The organism is Arcanobacterium bovis (genome assembly GCF_004331995.1).
GTDB classification, from domain to species: domain Bacteria; phylum Actinomycetota; class Actinomycetes; order Actinomycetales; family Actinomycetaceae; genus Arcanobacterium_A; species Arcanobacterium_A bovis.
In genome coordinates this window covers 14,669-33,518 of record NZ_SJDT01000007.1, presented here as the reverse complement: position 1 = coordinate 33,518, position 18,850 = coordinate 14,669, and the positions used below count along the sequence as shown (strand labels likewise).

Annotated in this window: 11 protein-coding genes; 4 read left to right on the top strand and 7 right to left on the bottom strand. The window is 49.0% G+C overall.

Annotated elements, in window-relative coordinates:
- The first annotated feature begins 404 nt into the window (after positions 1 to 404).
- Positions 405 to 1,742 (top strand): MFS transporter, encoded by a 1,338-nt coding sequence (locus EZJ44_RS07940; RefSeq protein WP_131282185.1) that lies wholly within the window; start codon positions 405 to 407, stop codon positions 1,740 to 1,742.
- Between the two features lie 59 nt (positions 1,743 to 1,801).
- Here the strand turns inward: EZJ44_RS07940 and EZJ44_RS07935 are convergent, their stop codons facing one another.
- The 6 genes from EZJ44_RS07935 to EZJ44_RS07910 all read right to left on the bottom strand — a co-directional run bounded on the left by EZJ44_RS07935 (position 1,802) and on the right by EZJ44_RS07910 (position 7,127).
- Entirely contained in the window at positions 1,802 to 2,257 is a 456-nt protein-coding gene (locus EZJ44_RS07935) for a carboxymuconolactone decarboxylase family protein (protein ID WP_131282182.1), read from the bottom strand.
- A 125-nt stretch (positions 2,258 to 2,382) separates the two neighbouring features.
- Positions 2,383 to 2,970: a PIN domain-containing protein gene (locus tag EZJ44_RS07930; RefSeq protein ID WP_131282179.1), complete on the bottom strand. Its 588-nt coding sequence runs from the start codon at positions 2,968 to 2,970 to the stop codon at positions 2,383 to 2,385.
- Between the two features lie 17 nt (positions 2,971 to 2,987).
- Positions 2,988 to 3,806 carry an ImmA/IrrE family metallo-endopeptidase gene (locus EZJ44_RS07925; RefSeq protein WP_131282176.1) on the bottom strand — a complete coding sequence of 273 codons (819 nt, stop codon included), beginning with the start codon at positions 3,804 to 3,806 and terminating at the stop codon, positions 2,988 to 2,990.
- Between the two features lie 12 nt (positions 3,807 to 3,818).
- Positions 3,819 to 4,157, bottom strand: a complete 339-nt coding sequence (locus EZJ44_RS07920; RefSeq protein WP_131282172.1) for a helix-turn-helix domain-containing protein — start codon at positions 4,155 to 4,157, stop codon at positions 3,819 to 3,821.
- Positions 4,158 to 4,296: 139 nt separating this feature from the next.
- Complete coding sequence (locus EZJ44_RS07915) at positions 4,297 to 6,018, bottom strand: aminotransferase class V-fold PLP-dependent enzyme (RefSeq protein WP_131282169.1); 1,722 nt, start codon at positions 6,016 to 6,018, stop codon at positions 4,297 to 4,299.
- Positions 6,015 to 7,127, bottom strand: coding sequence for an ATP-binding protein (locus tag EZJ44_RS07910; protein WP_131282166.1), 1,113 nt, complete (start codon positions 7,125 to 7,127; stop codon positions 6,015 to 6,017). The genes EZJ44_RS07915 and EZJ44_RS07910 overlap by 4 nt, the downstream gene beginning before the upstream one ends.
- A 259-nt stretch (positions 7,128 to 7,386) precedes the next feature.
- On the opposite strand from EZJ44_RS07910, the gene EZJ44_RS07905 reads away from it, so the two are divergent.
- Both EZJ44_RS07905 and EZJ44_RS07900 read left to right on the top strand, forming a co-directional pair.
- A complete protein-coding gene (locus tag EZJ44_RS07905) occupies positions 7,387 to 8,847 on the top strand; it encodes a peptidase U32 family protein (protein ID WP_131282163.1) in 1,461 nt (486 codons plus the stop codon).
- 203 nt (positions 8,848 to 9,050) lie between these two features.
- A complete protein-coding gene (locus EZJ44_RS07900; protein ID WP_131282160.1) occupies positions 9,051 to 10,148 on the top strand; it encodes an SdrD B-like domain-containing protein in 1,098 nt (365 codons plus the stop codon).
- A 341-nt stretch (positions 10,149 to 10,489) separates the two neighbouring features.
- Here the strand turns inward: EZJ44_RS07900 and EZJ44_RS07895 are convergent, their stop codons facing one another.
- Positions 10,490 to 11,632, bottom strand: a complete 1,143-nt coding sequence (locus EZJ44_RS07895) for a hypothetical protein (RefSeq protein ID WP_131282155.1) — start codon at positions 11,630 to 11,632, stop codon at positions 10,490 to 10,492.
- Positions 11,633 to 11,962: 330 nt separating this feature from the next.
- On the opposite strand from EZJ44_RS07895, the gene EZJ44_RS07890 reads away from it, so the two are divergent.
- Positions 11,963 to 18,520: a DUF7507 domain-containing protein gene (locus EZJ44_RS07890; protein WP_165496152.1), complete on the top strand. Its 6,558-nt coding sequence runs from the start codon at positions 11,963 to 11,965 to the stop codon at positions 18,518 to 18,520.
- The last annotated feature ends 330 nt before the right edge of the window (positions 18,521 to 18,850 follow it).

Sequence of the window (18,850 nt, the reverse complement as noted above, 5' to 3'; positions counted from 1 at the left end):
CCTTTCCGAGATACTTGTTTGATACAAATACACCTGTATCGCTTAAACTTAGGCTCACCTAAGTTATCAATCATATGGTGCAGGTTCAAGAAGATAGATGTGGAAAAGAGCTCCGGATGCGGAATTAAGCAAGCAATTTCTTGCGAAAATAAACTAGAGCGGATTTCGTCACAATGCAATGTGAGCGTAGCTGGATCGTTCCTGATTAGGAGGTAAATGACGAGCGTAGGCACCTGCGAAACAGCGGAGTTTTGTCCTCACAAATAGAGCTATGGCACGGTAGTCTCACCTGTGGTGAACGGCGTCAGGCGTGGGTGAGTAAGAGCGTGGACTCCCCAGATCGGCGTCGTCCAAAAAACTGTAGGCAGACGCTACAGAGCAGCAATAAAACATGAGGTGAATACGTGAGCATACTGCGCAAGAACGGCTTTGAAACTCGAGAGCAGGTTTCGGCTTTCTTCACTATCGTTTTCTCAGGTCAGCTTGTGTATTCGGCCTTCGAGTCGCTCAAGATTCCGTTTTACGACAAACTCATCGACTACTACGGCCTCACCGACACCCAATTTGGCCTGCTCTTCACGATGCTCGGTGTGGCGATGTTCTTCTACATCCCCGGAGGTTGGGTCAACAACCGGTTTAATGTGCGAGTGGTGTTGATCAGCGGCTTGGTATATCGCCTGTTCAGCTCCTTGTTTATCATTCTTGTTCGTCCGTCATTCAGCATCTTGATGTTCGTGACATTCACGTGGGGAGTGCTTGACGCTATATTTTGGCCGGCGGTGGTTAAAGGAGTGGCGCTCTATTCAGGGCGCGCCAATAAAGGCGTGGGGCTTGGTACGCTCGCTGCGCTGCGGGCGGGCGGCGAGGCTGTGCTCAACGGTATCCTCATTGGAATTTTGACCCTCGCCGGCGGATCGATGCTCGTGTTCAAAGGCGGCATGATTGTATATGCCCTGCTCACCATTCCGATGATTGTGTTTATTTATCGTTTCGTTCCGGGCGATCCGCGCGTGGAAGGGCACGTTCCAGATTACGACGACGCCGTTCAGGTTTCTGCGAAACAGGCGTTTTTCGCGTTGGTTGCAACGCTGAAAATTGCGCGAGTATGGAGTGCTGGAATTTGTGGTATGTGCGTGTACTGGGTTTATATGACGATCTTCTACACGGAACCTTTCCTCACCCGCGCGTATGGAATGAGCGAAGCGAATGCCTCGTGGTTCTCAGTGCTGAGCACGATTATTTTTGGTGTGAGTGGCGGAATTATTGGCGGATTGATCTCAGATAAGATCGTAAAGTCTGCCGCAAAAACGCTACTTATCGTCTCGCTTAGTGCCACTGCAATCATGGTTTATTTGGCTGTGTTGCCCAAGAATCCGACGTGGCTCGTTGGAGCCATCGTCGGAATCGTGGCACTCACTTTTGTGGTGATTATGGGCACTGGCATCCAGCAAGCTCCCGTGGCGGAACTGCACCTGCCTAGCTATCAGGTTGGTTCAGCGATGGCCGTTAATTCATTTCTTGGTTTCGCCTGCATATTGTGGGCGATGACGATTAACGGTCGGATTCTTGATGCACATGAATCGGAACCAGGAGCAGCGTTTACGCAGATCTTTGTGTTGATGGCTGTGGTTAGTGCCGTTGGCGCACTTGCAGCGGGTTTGCTTGTATGGATGAACAAGCGGGTAGCTGCAGCTCAGGAGCTTGAACTGGGCAATGAGCTGATTAGCGAGCTGGTTAGCTAGCTCATTAACGTACTGTGCTAACGCAACTGGTTGGCGAACTAGCTCGCTAAAGGGCTGGCCTAGCGAGCCTTGCGCACTGGATGTTCAGACATAATCGAGATCCGGTTGTAGGCGTTGATCAAGATGATTGACCACTCCAAGGCGGCAACTTGTTCGCGCGAAAAGACTTCCGCAGCACGCTGTGCAGCCTTGCTATTCTTCTCGCGTGGTGGGAGCAACGTGATAGTTTCAGCAAGCTCAATAGCTGCACGATCTTCGTCGGAGTAGGTATCTCGAGCTTCACGCCAGGATGGAAGCAGATCGATTTTCTGTTGAGGTAGACCGGCTTGAAGTGCCCGCGGAATATGAACAGATAGGCACGTTGCGCACTGATTCAGCTGGCTTGCGCGGATTAATGCCAGTTCCACAGTAGTGGGATCAAGACCAACCTCGTTGCTCACTTGCTTCGAAATTTCCGAAACATTGTTCAGTGCTTCGTAGATTTGCGGGAATGTCTTGTCTAGGTAGAGCTTCATAAAATACTTATCCTTTCTGAGGCTCGTAGATTGGTGTTTATGCCCTGCTTATCGTGCTTATGCGACAGGGAGTGAAACGGACATACTCCATGATTGCGTGCGTTCCTGAATATTTCCTGAATGCATTATGTTTGCCGATATAGTCTCGGGTCATTGAGAATCGTGCGGTCGAATGGATCCAGAATGCCAAATTTGTTGAGCTGCTCCCATACGTTCTTTGCTTCAGATCTTGTGTTTATCTGCTTAAGTTGGACGGCACGTGCTATGACATACGCTGAATCAAAAGTCTTCACCTGTCGCTTACGTGCAAGTTCTTGTCCACCGCCGTCATCAATAATTAGTGCAATATTATGATGCGGATTTTGTTGAGACTGTTCTATACAATGGGCGATCGCCATGTATTCTCCAAGGTTCTTAGCAAGTCCACCTTCCTTTGAAAAACGCACACCTGCCCAGCCGCGCACAATCTTGAGTAGAGTCGGTGGTTCTTCAAGAATGTGGATACGATTGCTTGAAATTAGCGTATTCCATGTGAGGCTTCCACAACTAAATTGCCTATCTGTGAGCTTGCGTTCCATTTCGTCAGCAACTGCCTGGGGAACATATATAACTCTTTGGGGGTCGAAGTTTATTAGCAATGTTTCATTGTTCGAGCATATAAAACATAGAAGAACGCTCGTATCTGCAATGATGAAAGAACTCCGACTGCTCATGTGTGTTCTTCCTCTAATCAGCCGAAGAAGTCGTTCAGCTCGTCAAAAGGATGCGTGTCTCGTGGCGCATGTTTCTGAGGTGTGGAGCTATCAATTTCCATAGCTTCAGCAATTTCCTTTTGAATTTCATCAACATCTTTTCCTCGCGCTGTTGCAACAGCTCCAATCGATACGAGTCCATGGCGATAGGCGTTAGTTGCATCCAGAACTAGCTGAGGAGATGGGAAAAACTTCTGGGATATTTCACAGTCAATATCAAATTCTTCGCGCCAACCGAATCGCGAAGCAAGTGTTCGCGTTGATATTTTGTAAAATTCGTCAGATTGTATTTGGTTGATGATCCCTGCATCTTTAAGTTGTATAGCGGCAACGTGTGGTGTCACTTTGAATGTGCGCACAACATGAGAGAGATCCTCGATTGTGACCTTGGTTGTGCTGTCAAAATGACTATGTAGAGCAGTAATTGGGCATAATAGATGTCTAGCAAAAGAATGTGCTCGTGTTTCCTCGGGACTCTGTGATTGGCATTCAAATATCTCCGTAGAAGGTGACAAATCACCGGCGACTATATGTCCAATTTCGTGTGCGATGCTGAACCGTTGGCGATACGCATTATTAGTGGTGTTTATTCCGATCGTCATTAATCCCGATTGTGGATCAGAAATCGTAAGCGCATCAGTGTTGTCACCTAATGGCAACACAATAATATCTACACTAATAAATTTGACTGCATCAAAAACGTTTAGAAGCGGCCCAGTCCCAAGACTGTGTATGTTACGAAAATTCTCCGCTAACACTCTGCCTTCTATTGAAGGCGAAACGTTTTTATTTGCCATATAAAACTACCTTTAGTGACAATCATTAACTTGGTTGAGTGTGATCCTCAGCTGCAGATATGGAAGAAGTGCATCGCGGGCAGACTTCAAATCTGGATTGCTGGTTGAACGAGCAACATAGCGAACCCGATCACTGAGTTTATGCTCATCAATCAGTTCATCAATACTCACACCAAGTGCCCAACTCAAAGCCAATAATTCAGAGGCAGTCGGAAGCTTTGTTCCTTTTTCAAGGCGGCAAATTCCCGATTGTGAAATGACGTTATCAAGCTGTTGTGCTAAGTCGCGACCGGAAAGATTGCGCTGCTCACGGATCTCCCGTAAGCGGCTTCCAAAATCATCTGGAATCATAGTGAATCACCTTGCTTTCTTTCTGATTCAAGAATACGCGCATGCGGAATCTTGGCGCAATATGATTTAGAAAACTTCTCCCGCCCCCAATTTAGAGGCGTGAGTACGGTGCGATATTTGATATGCGTGATGTTTTGTTTCAGTCCAAACAAGCAGCAGGAAGCACGAACGTACGTAACGTGTCGAAAGCCTCGTTGACGACGCCGTCGTCAGAAATGCTCGTGGCGCCTTTGGCAAATACTTCCCGCGCGTCGTCGAGAATCTGCTCCATCGTGGGCGTGATTGGGCGCGGACGCTGCGGGAACACCAATTCGCCGTTTTGGTCGTAGGCGAGCTGGTTGAGATGGAGGGAATGGTCTTCGCCGAGGTCGCGATGGCGCCACACGCCGGTTTGGGTATTGAAACGATAATCGGGCAGGAGACGCCAGCCGTGTTCACCTACCATACGCACTGCTTCAATAATGAAATCCGCCGTGGCCTCATCGATAAAATAATTGAAACCTAGGCGTGCCCAACCGGGCTTGATACCTTCATAACCTGTGGTAATAAGTTCCTCAAAACGTGGCGTGAGGGATTCGTCGATCCCGAGAAGGCGGTGTCCGTATGGGCCAGCGCACGAACAGCCGCCGCGTGCTTGGATACCGAAAAGGTCGTTGAGCAGGGCAACTGTGAATCCGTGGTGGAGCGCGTTTCCCTGTGGATCACGAGCCACAAAAGAAATGATTGGAAGTCGTGGCACGTCGAGCGGGCCGAGGATGCAAATTCCTGACTCTTTGTTCCATACACGCAGCGCCTGCTGTAGAAACTCTTGTTCGCGTTCATGGATTTCATGCACTCCAACGGCTTGCTTGAGCTGCATGACGAGTCCAGCACGGATTGACTCCACAATTGCCGGTGTGCCTGCTTCTTCGCGGTGAATGATGTCGGCGAGGTAATCGTGATCGCGCGGGCCAACATAAGCAACTGTGCCACCGCCTGGCACAACAGGTACGCGATTCTTGACGAGTTCATTTCGCACCGCCAAAATTCCGGGAGTTCCTGGCCCACCTACAAATTTGTGCGGGCTAAAGAAAATTGCGTCGGCATAGGCAGCGGGACCCTCGGCGCACGCAGTCATATCGAGGCTAATATACGGCGCGCAAGCTGCGTAATCGAAGAACGCGAGCGCTTCATGTTTGTGGAGTAGCTCAGCTATTGCGTGTACGTCACTGAGGATTCCCGACACATTCGAGGCGGCCGAGAATGAGCCAATCTTGAGTGGTCGATCACCGTATTTCTCGAGTTCTTCAGCGAGGTGGGTGAGATCGATTCGCCCAGCACAGTCTTCCCGAATGGCGACGACGGTGGCAATTGATTCGCGCCACGGAAGTTCGTTGGAATGATGTTCGTAGGGGCCGACGAACACAACTGGGCGTTCGGCGTCAGGAATATGTTGGGAAAGTTGGTAACGATCCTCCAGAACGCTGGGGATACGCAGCCCCAATATGCCGATGAGCTTGTCGATGGCCGCGGTTGCGCCTGCACCGGTGAAAATGACGCTCACATCTGCGCTGCCGCCAAGAGCTGCGGAAATGATACTGCGAGAATTTTCGCGAAACTGCATTGTTTGCGCACCGGTGCTCGAGGTTTCGGTGTGAGTATTGGCGTACCACGGAAGCACGTGGTCCTTAATGAAATCCTCAATGAACGTGAGGCTGCGGCCCGATGCAGTGTAATCGGCATAAATGAGCGGACGTACGCCGTACGGGCTTTCGATTGGCTCGCCGTCGCCAATCACTGACCTGCGGATATTGAGCAGTAGCGCGTCGATAGACGAAACTCGGATTGGTGAGCTGTGCTGCGTGAGCTTTTGGTTGTTCATGAGATTCCTTGTGTCATTGATTCAATAAAGTTTCGGAAGAATGGTAGATCCCAACCAACGACACCGCGACGCCGTTCGCCGATAATGCCCGCGTCGATAAGGCGCCGACGATATTTTCCCACTTGGGCGCTTGACCAGTTTAGCCTTGTGGTTATATCGGAAATTGCGCTTTCGTTGGCATCAGGTAGCATAGCTTCGAGGAACTTAATATCGCTTGGCGAGAGTTCGTTGTATGTAGTGCGTAGAATCCGGTCTTCCATTTCTACTTGAGCAATTCTCACGCCTTGTTGAACATCTTCCAAGGTAATTTCTACTTGGGTGGGGGAGATATCCCACGCCCGAAAGCCGACTAGTTGGAGGAGGTAGGCGAAGCCGCCGATATTAGAAACGGCGCAGGTGAGAGCCTCGTCGGATATTGTACGCCCGCCGTCGTTAATTGTTTTGAGAAGAGTTGAACGCACATCGAAGTCTGGGATGTTTCCTAATTTATGGATATTGGCACGACGTACGAATGAGGCTGATTTACTGCTAAGTAGCTGGGAAACTGCTTGTGGTAGGCCGGCCATGATCAGCGCTACTCGCCGATTCTCACGCACGAAATGTTGATACACTGCCGCGAGCTCGATCATCTCGTCGAGAGTGGGATCGATTTCGTCGACAGTAATGAGCAGCCCTGAGCTAAACTGTTCGAGAGCGTCGAGTAACTGAGTCATCCGGCTTCGCCAGTTTGAAAGCGGAGTTTGCTCGTTAGTGAATTCGACTTCGACGAGTTTGGGGATGCCGAGCTTTTTGATGCGCGCTGTAGTTTTGGTGTCGGAAATTAGGTCATTTGCTTGGCGCTTTGCAATTAATTCGATATCGTCAAGCATGCCAGGCAAGGCTGTGGTGCTTGCTGTTATCCATCCGTGTTCAGTAGCAATTCGGGCTGTTTCCGATAAAAGAGTAGTTTTTCCAGTGCCGCGCGCTCCCGAATATATTGCAGTAAGTTCTGGGTGGCGGGAGTTTGAACTAAACGCCCGGTCAATTTGTTGCATCAGGTAGGTGCGGCCAGCTAGGCGATCAGGAGTTTGCCCAAAACTCGGCGTGAACGGGTTGGGAAGTTCTTCCACAGCTAAAGCTCCTAATCGTTGTAGATGTTGTTCTATAAATTGTCTTGTCCCTTACTACAAGTATCGCACATGTTTGGTTAAAAGTGGTTAGTAACGGTTAGTAACAGTTAGCAATGGTTAGGAATGGTTAAAAGTGGTTAGTAACGGTTAGCAAGTGGAAAGTGTCGCTGCTATGAAGTCAATACGGCCGCTGTGATGAGAGTAGCTGTTCTCGCTTCGAAGTATTCACCGCCCAACCTTTAGACTGGGGTACGTGTTGATGAATTTTCCACCGATAACTCGACGTCAGAAACCAGAAGTCCTCGCTCCGGCTGGGAATCTCGAAACTTTGAAAACCGCAATCGACTACGGCGCGGATGCTGTTTACTGTGGTGGACAGGCTTTTGGAATGCGAACGGCACCGAGAAACCTCACGCTCGAAGACTTCGATGAAGGTGTGAAATATGCACACGAACGTGGCGCGCGCCTGTTCGTGACCTGCAATATTTTGCCCACAAGTAGCGAAGTTGCAGATATGAATGCATATATGGCGCAACTTGGCGAGATTGGTGTGGATGCACTTATCGTCTCAGACATCGGTGTGCTCATGGCGGCGCGACAGGTGGCCCCGAACACCGAAATCCATATTTCCACGCAGGCTGGTGTAACGAACTATCAGGCAGCGAATGCGCTCGCGCAGCTTGGAGCTTCACGTGTGGTTTTGGCGCGCGAGCTCGATTTGGCTGCTATACGCGATATTCGAGCTAATGTTTCGCCAGAGTTGGAGATTGAAGCCTTTGTGCACGGCTCGATGTGTATGGCATTTTCGGGTAGATGTTTAATTTCTCAGCATACGACCGGGCGCGATGCGAATCATGGCGATTGTGCGCAATCGTGCCGATGGAAGTATCACGTGGTAGAGGAGAAACGGCCGGGGCAGTTCATTCCGGTCGAGATCACCGATCAGGGCACGTTCTTGTTCAATTCCCAAGATATGAATCTACTCGCACATGTGGACGACGTGCTCGACGCTGGCGTGACCAGCTTGAAGATCGAGGGTCGAGCGAAAGGCGCCTACTATGTTGCAGCGATGGCCAATGCGTATAAATGCGCTGTTAATGAGTATATGGTGCAGCGTGGCTACGAGGATAGTGACGGCAATGTGCTGAAGCCTTTTGATAGCCGCGAAGTTCTTGAGGCTTCCTTAGCGGCACGCGCGGAACGAGCGCTTGAGACGGATAGCATCGGTGGCACAGATAGTATCGGCGGCGCGGATGCGGTAGACGACGCCGGAGCCGCGTTGCGTCCACAAGGTGCAGTTTCTTTGCAAAGTGCCTTGCCAAAGGTGGAATTCCCACAGTGGCTGCTTGAAGAACCGGAAAAAGTTACGCACCGCGAATACTGCACAGGATTCTACTACCCTGAAAAGCCTGCTAGTGAGAACATTGTGTCCGGTGGGTATATCAACACGTGGCGTTGGCTTGGAAACGTGGTTGGTTACGACGCAACTGAACGCCGTCTGCGTATCTATGCGAAAAACAAAATCGCACCAGGAATGGAAATAGAATTTTTGTTCCCGAACCACGCGCCCGTCGTCTACGTTGTGCCTGAACAGGGACTTCAAGACGAACGTGGGCACGCGGTAGCGGAAATTAATCACCCAGCGCATGAGTTTTCGATTCCATGCGACGACGCGATCCCGGCTGGGTCGATGATCCGCGCGCGGATGCGCCAGAATTGATTCGCTGAATTGCTAGAGCAATATGGCGCTTAAAATTGAGTAAACGAAACTCCTATCTTGGGTGTAACTTACAAGGAAATAAAATTATACTTTCGGGTAGTAGATTATTTTTCGGATATTGTGGGTGGAATTTGATAAAAAGGAAGAGAATTTCTCGCTTTGTAGCTCTTTTAAGCTCCGTTGTTGCGTGCTTTACTTTTGTGATGCTTGGCAACCCTAATGTGCAGGCGGCCTCGGAGTTACCTTTCGTTGGTGACTTTGTGTGGGCTGATTACAACGGGGATGGCATTCAAGACGATAACGAGCCAGGCATGCCTGGTATAGAGGTTTCGATATCTACTCTCGACGGGAAGCCTGTTAATGATCTGTTCTCCGGGCCGGTTTCTCCGGTGACCACCGATGACACTGGATTTTATCAGTTTAAAGTTCCAATGACTGACTCCTTTTTGAAGTCTGAACCGGAGTCTTTTCGACTAACATTCACTGCACCGGAAGGATACGCTGCGACCTGGGTGAACGGCAATAGCGTTGCCTCAGGTACGAATACCGTCGAAACTACCATAAACTTCTCTATTGATAACGACTTGGTCGATGTGGGATTTTTCCCCACACCCAAATTAAGTGTCAAGACGACGGATGTCGCCGGACGGTCTGCTCCAGCGTCTTCGCCTCTGCAAGTGGGCGCAGATACACCATCAGTAGATCTTGTACATACAGTTTCGAATGTGGGAGTAGACGATTTGACTCTCACAAAAATGGATTACCGAGTATTGGGAGACATGTCAGGGCAAATTTCCAAAGACTTGAACTGTGACTTCTCAGCGGTAGGTGGACCGGCTGCCGGTACCTCCTTTGATGGGAAGATTGCACCTGGTAAAAGCTTCACATGCACGTCGCAAGTTTCAAATATCAACACGACTGAGACTATTAATGAATTGGCAGTGACGGCGCGTGGTTTCAACACCGGTCGCGATATATCGGCAACAGATCAGTTTCATGCCGTTGTTCCGAGAACTGTTCCTGAAAGTGTTCCAGAAGAACCGATAGCGGCGCCTGTCCCAAATTTGTCGACGCCGGTGCCGCCGCTGCAGGCAACTCCTCCGGTTGGAGCAGGGGTGCCTGCGACGGTGGGGACGCCTTCCACTGCTATTGCTACTGGAGTGGAGCCGCAAGCTGAGCTGAGCAGTGAGCCAGAGCTGGCAAAAACTGGATTTGATGATGGGTTAACGTGGTTGGTTATGGGCGGAATGCTATGTGCGCTCGGATTTGGAGTTAAGCGATTTAGCTTCCGACGACGCTAACCTTTTGTGCATTCATAGCGAACATCGTTATTGGATGCTTACAAGACTTACACAGCCGATTTGTTGAGCATTATTCATGCACGGCGAAAATTGCAGATTCGTGTTGCCTTTGACGAGTCCGGACTGAGAATTTCCTTGAGCTATTCTTTGTGGAAACTTATTCTCCTGTTCGATCCAAGAAATATAAAATTAGTGTACAGATGAAGCGAGGGTGAAGCCTACTCACGGCAGGGCTGCGAAAATAGTGAAAGAAGTGGGTTCACGCAAATTGTTAAATTTATGCGTGAACCCAGTTCTATGAAGTGCTCAGTTTTGGACTTTAAGCCTTTGTATCCCTCAGTTTACTTTGGTGCGGCCATCTTTAAGATTTTGATGCCGGCATCAGCTCCGGTGGTTTCTTGATTTGCGATCACTGTAAATGTGTCGGTGGTGATGCCGTTTGCGTCCACGTGGTTCACAACTTCGGTAGGGGATGGATTTGTAGGAAGAGTGGTCCATCCCATCTGAGCATCAAGAAACGAAGGAAAGGAACCGGTGCCGTTGGGATCGACATTCATATCAGATCCAGGCTTGGTCACGATGGTTCTGCCGGTCTGCGTGTCATAAAACTCTATCGATGCAACTGGAGCGGTTTTGCCAGAGATGAAATAGAAATTCAAGATTGCAGAAGATGATCCAGTGGTTTGAGTCCAAACTTTGTCAAGAATTTTTCCGTTAGTTAAGTGTGCTCGTGCTGCAATTGTTTGCTCTGGAAAAACTTGAATATCATTTGGGGCGGAAGGTGTCGATGTAAGAGTCCAGTACTTCCATTGGGAAGAAATTGAATCTCCCGTATTGCCGAGGATGTCTTTATAGTCGAAGTCGATTTTGTACGTTCCAGGCAGTAACCCATCTGCTTTGAACGACCCGTTTTGAACGTCAATGGCCGTTCCGACTGGTGAGTTTGTGGTTGCATCAATGACTTGTGCCTGTAGTGATGGAACTGGATACATGTCCGCAGTGACATTTTCTAAGTAGTCTTCACCTATCGAAGCTGTTTTGTCGAGAATGCCATTGCCTTTAATGCTCGTTGACCAGTCGCGTTCGTAGAAGACTCGACCTGAGAGCGAACCAGTAGCAGGTGGTGGGACAACCGGATTAGTCGGAGGTGTTGGCGTAGTGCTAGTGTCTGCTGGCTGTGTTGTAGAGGTTTGCGGTGCTGGTGTTGGTTCTGTTGCGGGTGAAGATACGGAGTTGGGCGTGAGTGGCGCCGATGGGCATACGCCGTCTTTTGCTTCTGCAGCATTGGCGATGTTTGGCGTAGCGGCTGTCGTTCCTAGCGTGATGAAAAGTGCCATAGCAACGAGCATTGCCTTTGCTTTTTTCTTGTGGAAGTACAGGGTTGTGCTTCCAATGGCGATCATGATGCACGTAATGGCAATGAGGTTCCAACCGGAAGTATTGCCTGTTTGGGCAAGTGCTGGGATGCAATCCGGATCGAGCATGAACGGTCTCCGTTTCGAATATAAACGCAAATAAATATACGTGGAATATGAGATTTTAAAATTGGATACTTAACATTCAGCACGCAGGTAAACCAATTAATTAACTATATCGGACAATATGGAAATAAACAAATTTTTAATAACCTTTTTATCTCTATATAATAACGGTTGTATAATATCGGACCACCGTGTTATTTGGAGGTTATGGTGGCCAAAACTCGTGCAAAACAACTACTTGTTGTCTCTGTTCTACTTGCTATTTCTTTAGTTCAAAGTGCAATAATTCCATTACCTGCCTATGCTGTGATGCGTAGCGCAATCCCTCTTAGTATGGCGACACTTACGATAGTCGACCAGGGTGACGTCAAGCTCACCAGTAGCGTTGGGTTTGACGGAACAGGGCATGGAACTTCGAGCCAATGTGCCTTATCCTCTATCAATCCTTCTTACACCGGACTTGCAGATAATTCCCCTAATGATGGTTATGTATGTCGCTATGACACTGTTGGCTACAATCTTGACTTCAACGTGGCTGCGTCGACCAGCGAACATATTCTGACAATCGACACCAAAGATATGAATGTCGGAAACACATCCGAAAAAATGTCATTCTGTACTGCCGACGGAACGACTGGTATGACTGCTTCTATATCGGGGAGCGTGTGTACATTAAAATTTCCTGCTGGTAGCTCGTATAGCGGCACTCTAAAGCTCAACGTGACGCCACCCGCAACCGGCACCACATTGGCTCCTGTCATCACCACCACTGTAGACGGTGCGACGCCACTGGTTAACATGCTTGAAGAAGTAAAAGTTCTAGATGCTATTTTCCCAGATGCGCGTCTACGTAACTCTCCAGACAAGATTGTCACAATCGGTGGCCAGAACTATTTAGAGTATGACATCAGCGTGAATATAGGAGATAGTGCAGTTCGCGGAACTGCTCCGATCGTGGGAAATAGCAGAAATTTCACGAGAGACCGGAACAAAGTGGCGGCTAATCTCGAGGTAGATTTTTCGATGCTGCCAGCTGGCACGCAGATTACGGCTCCGTCAGGGTGGACGCCTACAGCCACCAACAAATACGGTTTAAGTGTATCCTCAATAGGATCGATGATTGATGCAGGCACTTCAAATCTCCCTGCGTTCAAAATCCAGATTCCCGTTGACCCATCGTGGAATGGCGTCCAAACATGGGCTCCGAATATCTCAAAGGCAGAGTTTACTGCAGATTCCTCACAGTATTTAGTAACCGCCCAGAATGCTGGATTTGCCCCTGATGCAGGAATCGGAAATCCAGACGGGACGGCATCGCCTTGGAATATGCCCGTATATTCGTGGGATTCCTATCAGTACTTGCCCAATAACAACTATGTTCACTTAACTAAGGATTTCTCTCCGGCAGGCGTATTATTCGACCACAATCTGCGCGTAACGAACAATGCTACGTACGACATGATTGAGGCCTATCCTAAGCAAGTTACGACTACAAGCAGAGCTTTTTGGGACGTGCTTTATCTACGTGCGAGCCTATATAATCCAACAGGATCCATTACCATGACGTCCGGTTGGCACAGATCACTCGCGGAACTTAAAGCCGCTGGTGACACGAACGGTGTTGTTGCACAGTGGGATTCAAATCGTCAGCCGGAGATATGGCAAGCTACTTCCACAGGCTGGCAAAAATATACAGGATCTTACAGCTTAGAGTACACAGCGGATCAGCCTTCGTCCACAGCGACTTGGGTAACTGATCCTACGCAAATTAGCGGCGGTCCGCGGGGTGCGCGTGTTGTTTTACCACCACAAAGTCTTGTTGGTGACGGTACGGACTCATTTCGAGTAGCGTTTCCCTTAAAGACCACAACTAGTGCAGATTATTCGAGTTGGCCGGCCCCTACAGTCGGATTCTTGAAGGCAGACTTACACATCGCCCTACAACCCGACGGTTCTGGAACAGCCACGTCTGGGAGCGATTACGCCGAACTCGATGTAGTGGCACCGAGTTTCGATCTAACTGATTCCTTGTCCCTAAATGGAACTAATGCTGCCACAGGTAACGTCGCTGCGGGTTCTTCAACAAGCCTATTCAGTTCCTTCTCGGTTGTTCCCCAAAAAATTGCGTCGCCTCAAGACTATCGAGCGATTACAAATGTGGAGATATCGAGCTGTGCTCAATCGGTGACTGCTGATGTGAACAGCGGCTATGTTTTGACACAGAAGGCAGATTTCGGACCGGATGGCTTGGCATGCACAGCAGATGATGTTAACGGTTGGATCTTTTCGAAAACCACTGAGGGAACCGCAAGTGAAGGCCAGATCATTCCAATTCAAGGCACGTTTAATGTTAAAGTAGCCGACTTGGCTCCTTCTGGATCTTCAGTTGCTTTTAAACATAATATTTCGGTTGAATACACTTCTGTCGAGGGGCAGAAAGTAACTCAGATAAACCAAATCGCACGTGCCATTACAATTCCGGCTGTGGTAAGCCAAACTAAGACGGTGAAACAGAGCCGTATTGAAACTGGCGACCAAGTCGACTGGTCATTAGCGATTTCAAACGGTACAGCGAGCGCGCTCACAGATTTCGAATTCATCGACATACTTCCTTATGACGGTGATGCGCGTGGGACGAAAACTTCGGTGGCATTTAGTAACGTGCGTGTTTCCGCACCGGCTGGTGTAAAGATTTATGTTACGAACGCGGATCCTAGAACTCTTTCGGAAAATACCGCCGATCCGATGAATGATCCGAGTCAGCCAATCTGGTGTCTATATGGTTCTGCTTCATGCCCAGCTGGTGGTAAGTACACGGCGATTTACGGTTATATCGCATCGCTAGATGCCGGAGCTGTTCAGGGCGTGCAAATCTCGGTGGATACACCGGGAGCCAAAGCTAATGATGTGCTGATGAATAATATTGGCATTTCTACAACTCCGAGCCTCCCGCAGCCACTCGACAAAACAGTTCCGGTACGAGTGGACGTTGTTGCTTCGTCAATCGCGGGCGTCCTGTTTGAAGATTTTAATAAGAACGGGACTCGGGATTCAGGTGAACCCTTGGCTCAAAATGTAACTTTCATTCTGCAAGATGCGCTGGGTCATGAAATAGCTCGAAAAGCGAGTGCTGACGGCACCTATCTATTTGATCAGTTGCATTCTGGGATCTACCGAGTGGAAGTCGCAGATATCCCAGCAGGAGCGGAGTACACCTTCAGTTATCCGGATAAGAAGTTTCCTAACGCCGTTAATAATGCATCAGTGACACTTCCCGTAGAGTCGAATTTGACGAATGTCGATTTTGGAATTGCCTCTACTCCAACATTGTCACTCGTCAAAGAAGCTAAGCTTAACAATAAAGATAGCGATGCGAATTTGGGTGATAAAGGTGAGACGATTACCTATACATTCAAACTAACAAATGGACCTGTTCCAGTGAATAAGCTTCGTGTTTCGAAAGAAACTTTGCTGGTCGGCAATACTACTGCAGAAAATTCTGGAATTGCCATTACATGCGATAAAACAAGCTTAGCTGCGTACGAAACAGTAACCTGTCGTGCATCCCGCGACTATGTAATTCTCCAAAGTGATGTTGAAGCAGGAAAAATAAACAACACAGCGCAATTTGTGGCTGAAAGTGTTGCCGGCTCTGTGACCTCGAACGAATCGAGTCAATCAATTCCGACCGACCAACAAAAAGGTATTAGCCTTGCAAAGAGGTCTGAGCTTCATGAGCTTTCTGGAACCCAAGATGGCAAAGCTGTTCCGGGCGATACGATCACTTACTACTTTGATGTAACGAACACAGGCACAGTTGAGCTACGTGACATTCGTGTCGAAGATCAATTGCTCAGCGGTGTGGCTATTTCCGTGACATGCCCATCAAACGTTCTTGCCCCAGGAGCAACACTTACCTGTCAGTCAGTTTCCGATTATCGAGTTACTCAAGCGGATGTTGATAAAGGCCAGGACATTCACAACACAGCAGTTGCGCACGGAACTTCTCCCGTATTTCCGGGTGAAGATATCAAGTCGGACCCTAGTTCAACTGATACTCCGACTGATCGATCCTCTGGCTTGTCGCTTGTCAAAAAAGCGCTTCTGAATGACGTGAATGGAAATCAGAAAGCGGACAAGGGCGAAACAATCCTCTTTGAGTTCACGGTTCGTAACACTGGTGCTTTGACGCTCGATCCGATAGCTATTGACGATCCTATGTTGAAAAATGCCGGGGTGTCGGTGACATGTGCACCATCTTCTTTGGCGGCAGGAGCGTCAGTTGTATGTAAGTCGGGCGCTTATACGGTTACGCAAGCGGATGTTGATCGTGGGCTAGTGTTTAACGAAGCGACAGCTCACGGAACCACTCCAAATCTTCCTAACGATCCACCGAAAGACGTAGTGTCGAATCCGTCAAACACGTCTACGCCAACTGCTCGTGATCCAAAGGCGACGCTAGATAAACGTGCAGTTCTGCAAGATCTGGATGCAGATAATCTCGCAGATAAGGGTGAGAAGATTGTTTTCTACTTTGACATCCGTAACACTGGCAATGTGACTCTAGAAAAGCTTGCGGTTACCGACGACATGCTTTCGAAAGTATTGCCTAGTGCTGTGAACGTGACTTGTCCGAACGTGAGCTTGGAACCTGGTGGTCTGGCGACGTGTGAGTCTGAGCCTTACGTCGTCACACAAGCTGATGCCGATGCTGGAAAGGTTGCCAATGTGGCAACGGCGTCGGGACAGACTCCTGCAGTTCCGAATTTTCCGTCCACAAGCGTGACGACCCCGCCCGATTCCACGGAGACGCCGACTGATTCTGCTGCGAAGATAACTTTGCTTAAGAAGGCAAAACTCAATGAGTCTGATGGTGATGGTTTCGGTCGCAAGGGTGACTCGATTGTGTTCACTTTTGAAGTTACGAACACTGGTTCAGTAACTTTGCATGACATTACTATCCAAGACCAATTCTTGGCAGGTCGGCTCGTGACAGCGATTACCTGTCCACAAGGTGATCTTCCTGTGGGTGCAACCATTACGTGTACATCCGCGCCACTTCCTGTAGAACAGGTAGATGTGGATAACGGATCTGTCGACAACAAGGCCACAGCCACGGGAATTACCCCAAATGGAACGCCAACAATATCGAATGAATCGTCTACCCATACGCCTATGCTTTCCACAACAGGCTTGTCCTTGGCGAAGCATGCAGAGTTGAAAGATGGCAACGGAAATCAACTTGCAGATAAAGGTGAAACTATTATCTATTCGTTTACTATCAAGAACTCGGGCGTGGTAACGATTTCTGATGTTAAAGTAAATGATTCGATGCTGGCGGCGCTTCCGGTTCCATTAGCTGTGGTATGTGACAAGACAACTTTGGCGCCAGAAGAAACGACGCGGTGTGAAGCAGAACCGTATGTCGTGACTCAGGATGATGTGGATGCACGCAATGTGCACAATTCAGCGGTAGCTACGGCGAACGACCCCAAGGGTAATCCCGTTCCGCCGAGTCCGCCATCCACCACGGACACTCCAACTAACAGTGAGCCAAAAATTACACTGAAGAAGTACGCGAAGTTGGAAGATGCTAATGGAAATGCTTTGGCAGACCAAGATGAGATAATCAACTTCGAGTTTGTAGTTGAAAATGTTGGCACGATGAAAGTCACGAAAGTGGCAATTACAGATGACATGCTTGCAAAGGCTGTGAACCCATCAGTTGTTGTGTCGTGCCCTGATAAAGTGCTTCTTCCGGGTGAGGAGGTGACGTGTAGTGCATCTCCTTACAAGGTGACAAAACAGGATGTTGAACGTGGCAAGGTATATAACCTTGCAACCGCAGATGCAACAACTGTTCCACCGGCTGGGACAACTCCTTCTCCTGTGCCACAAACGCCTCCTTCTACAACGGAAACACCAACTAATAGTGTGGCGAAGATTGATTTGGTAAAGGAAGCGATTCTAGACGACGAAGATGGTGACGCAAAGGCCGATCTAGGAGAGATGATCACTTACACGTTCAAAGTAACCAATGTCGGAACACTGGATATTTCGAACACCACAATCGACGATATTTTGCTGGAGCAAAATAATCTTGCAGTCAAATGTCCAGAAGTGGTTCTAGGTGTCGGGGAAACCATCGAGTGCGTGTCTGAACCGTACACAGTGACGCAAGACGACGTCGACCGCGGGGAAGTCAAAAACATCGCCACGGCGATTGGAAATCCACCCCCAGCTGACAGCAACAATCCGCGGCCACCAGTTTCGTCACCGCCGTCAAATACAAAGACTCCAACAGATTCCGTTGCTAAAATTGCCTTGGAAAAACAGGGCGTGCTCAACGACGTGAATCATAACGGAGGCGCTGATCGTCATGAAACTGTCAACTACAGTTTCGTGGTGACGAATGTCGGCTCGATGACAGTAGACAACATATGGATTGAAGACAAGAAACTAGCCGATGAGGGTATTTCCATCCATTGTCCGCATGGCGGATTGCTGCCTGGTCATTCGGTGACGTGTATTGCGGATCCGTATGTTGTGAAACGCGAAGAAGTGGATGCAAAGCGTGTGTACAACATCGCTGTGGCAAAGGGAAAGGTCGTTGTGCCGCCACCAGCTCCGGGCTTGCCTGATTCGATTTCGATTCCGTTGTTTTCGAATGGCACAGAGGTAGTCTCGAATCCCGACGACGTCGTGCACCCAGTGGTTGCGCCGTCGTTCCCTGAACCTGGCGATCCGGATTATGTTCCACTTGTTCTTGATGATCCGCAGGGTCTTGCCAAGACTGGAAGCTCATTGCCTATATGGATGGTGATGACGGCGATCTTGAGCGTGCTTGCTGGAGGTTGCGTATTAGTAGTGCGTCGTCGCCGCTTGGACTGAACGAGGCATTAGCAAGAACTGCACTACAAAATGGCTGAGCTTTTTGTGAAAACATCTGAATAATGTGCATTCCCACGAGATAGCTCAGTGAATAGAAGTTGGGCGACGCGGTTAATCCACGTCGCCCAACTTCTACGTGATGTGAGCACTTTTTAGGGTTAAAGGCCAGAATGTGTGTCTGTGGACTGAACACTAGCTATTCTAAGTGTCCGTAGGGATAGGCCTTAAAACGATTTGTTTTGTGTGCGGGCAGTTTGTGTTCGCCCCGTCCTGAAGCAGCTGTAACGCAGCTTAAATTCATATTCCGTATATATGCGTTCATGGAACTTT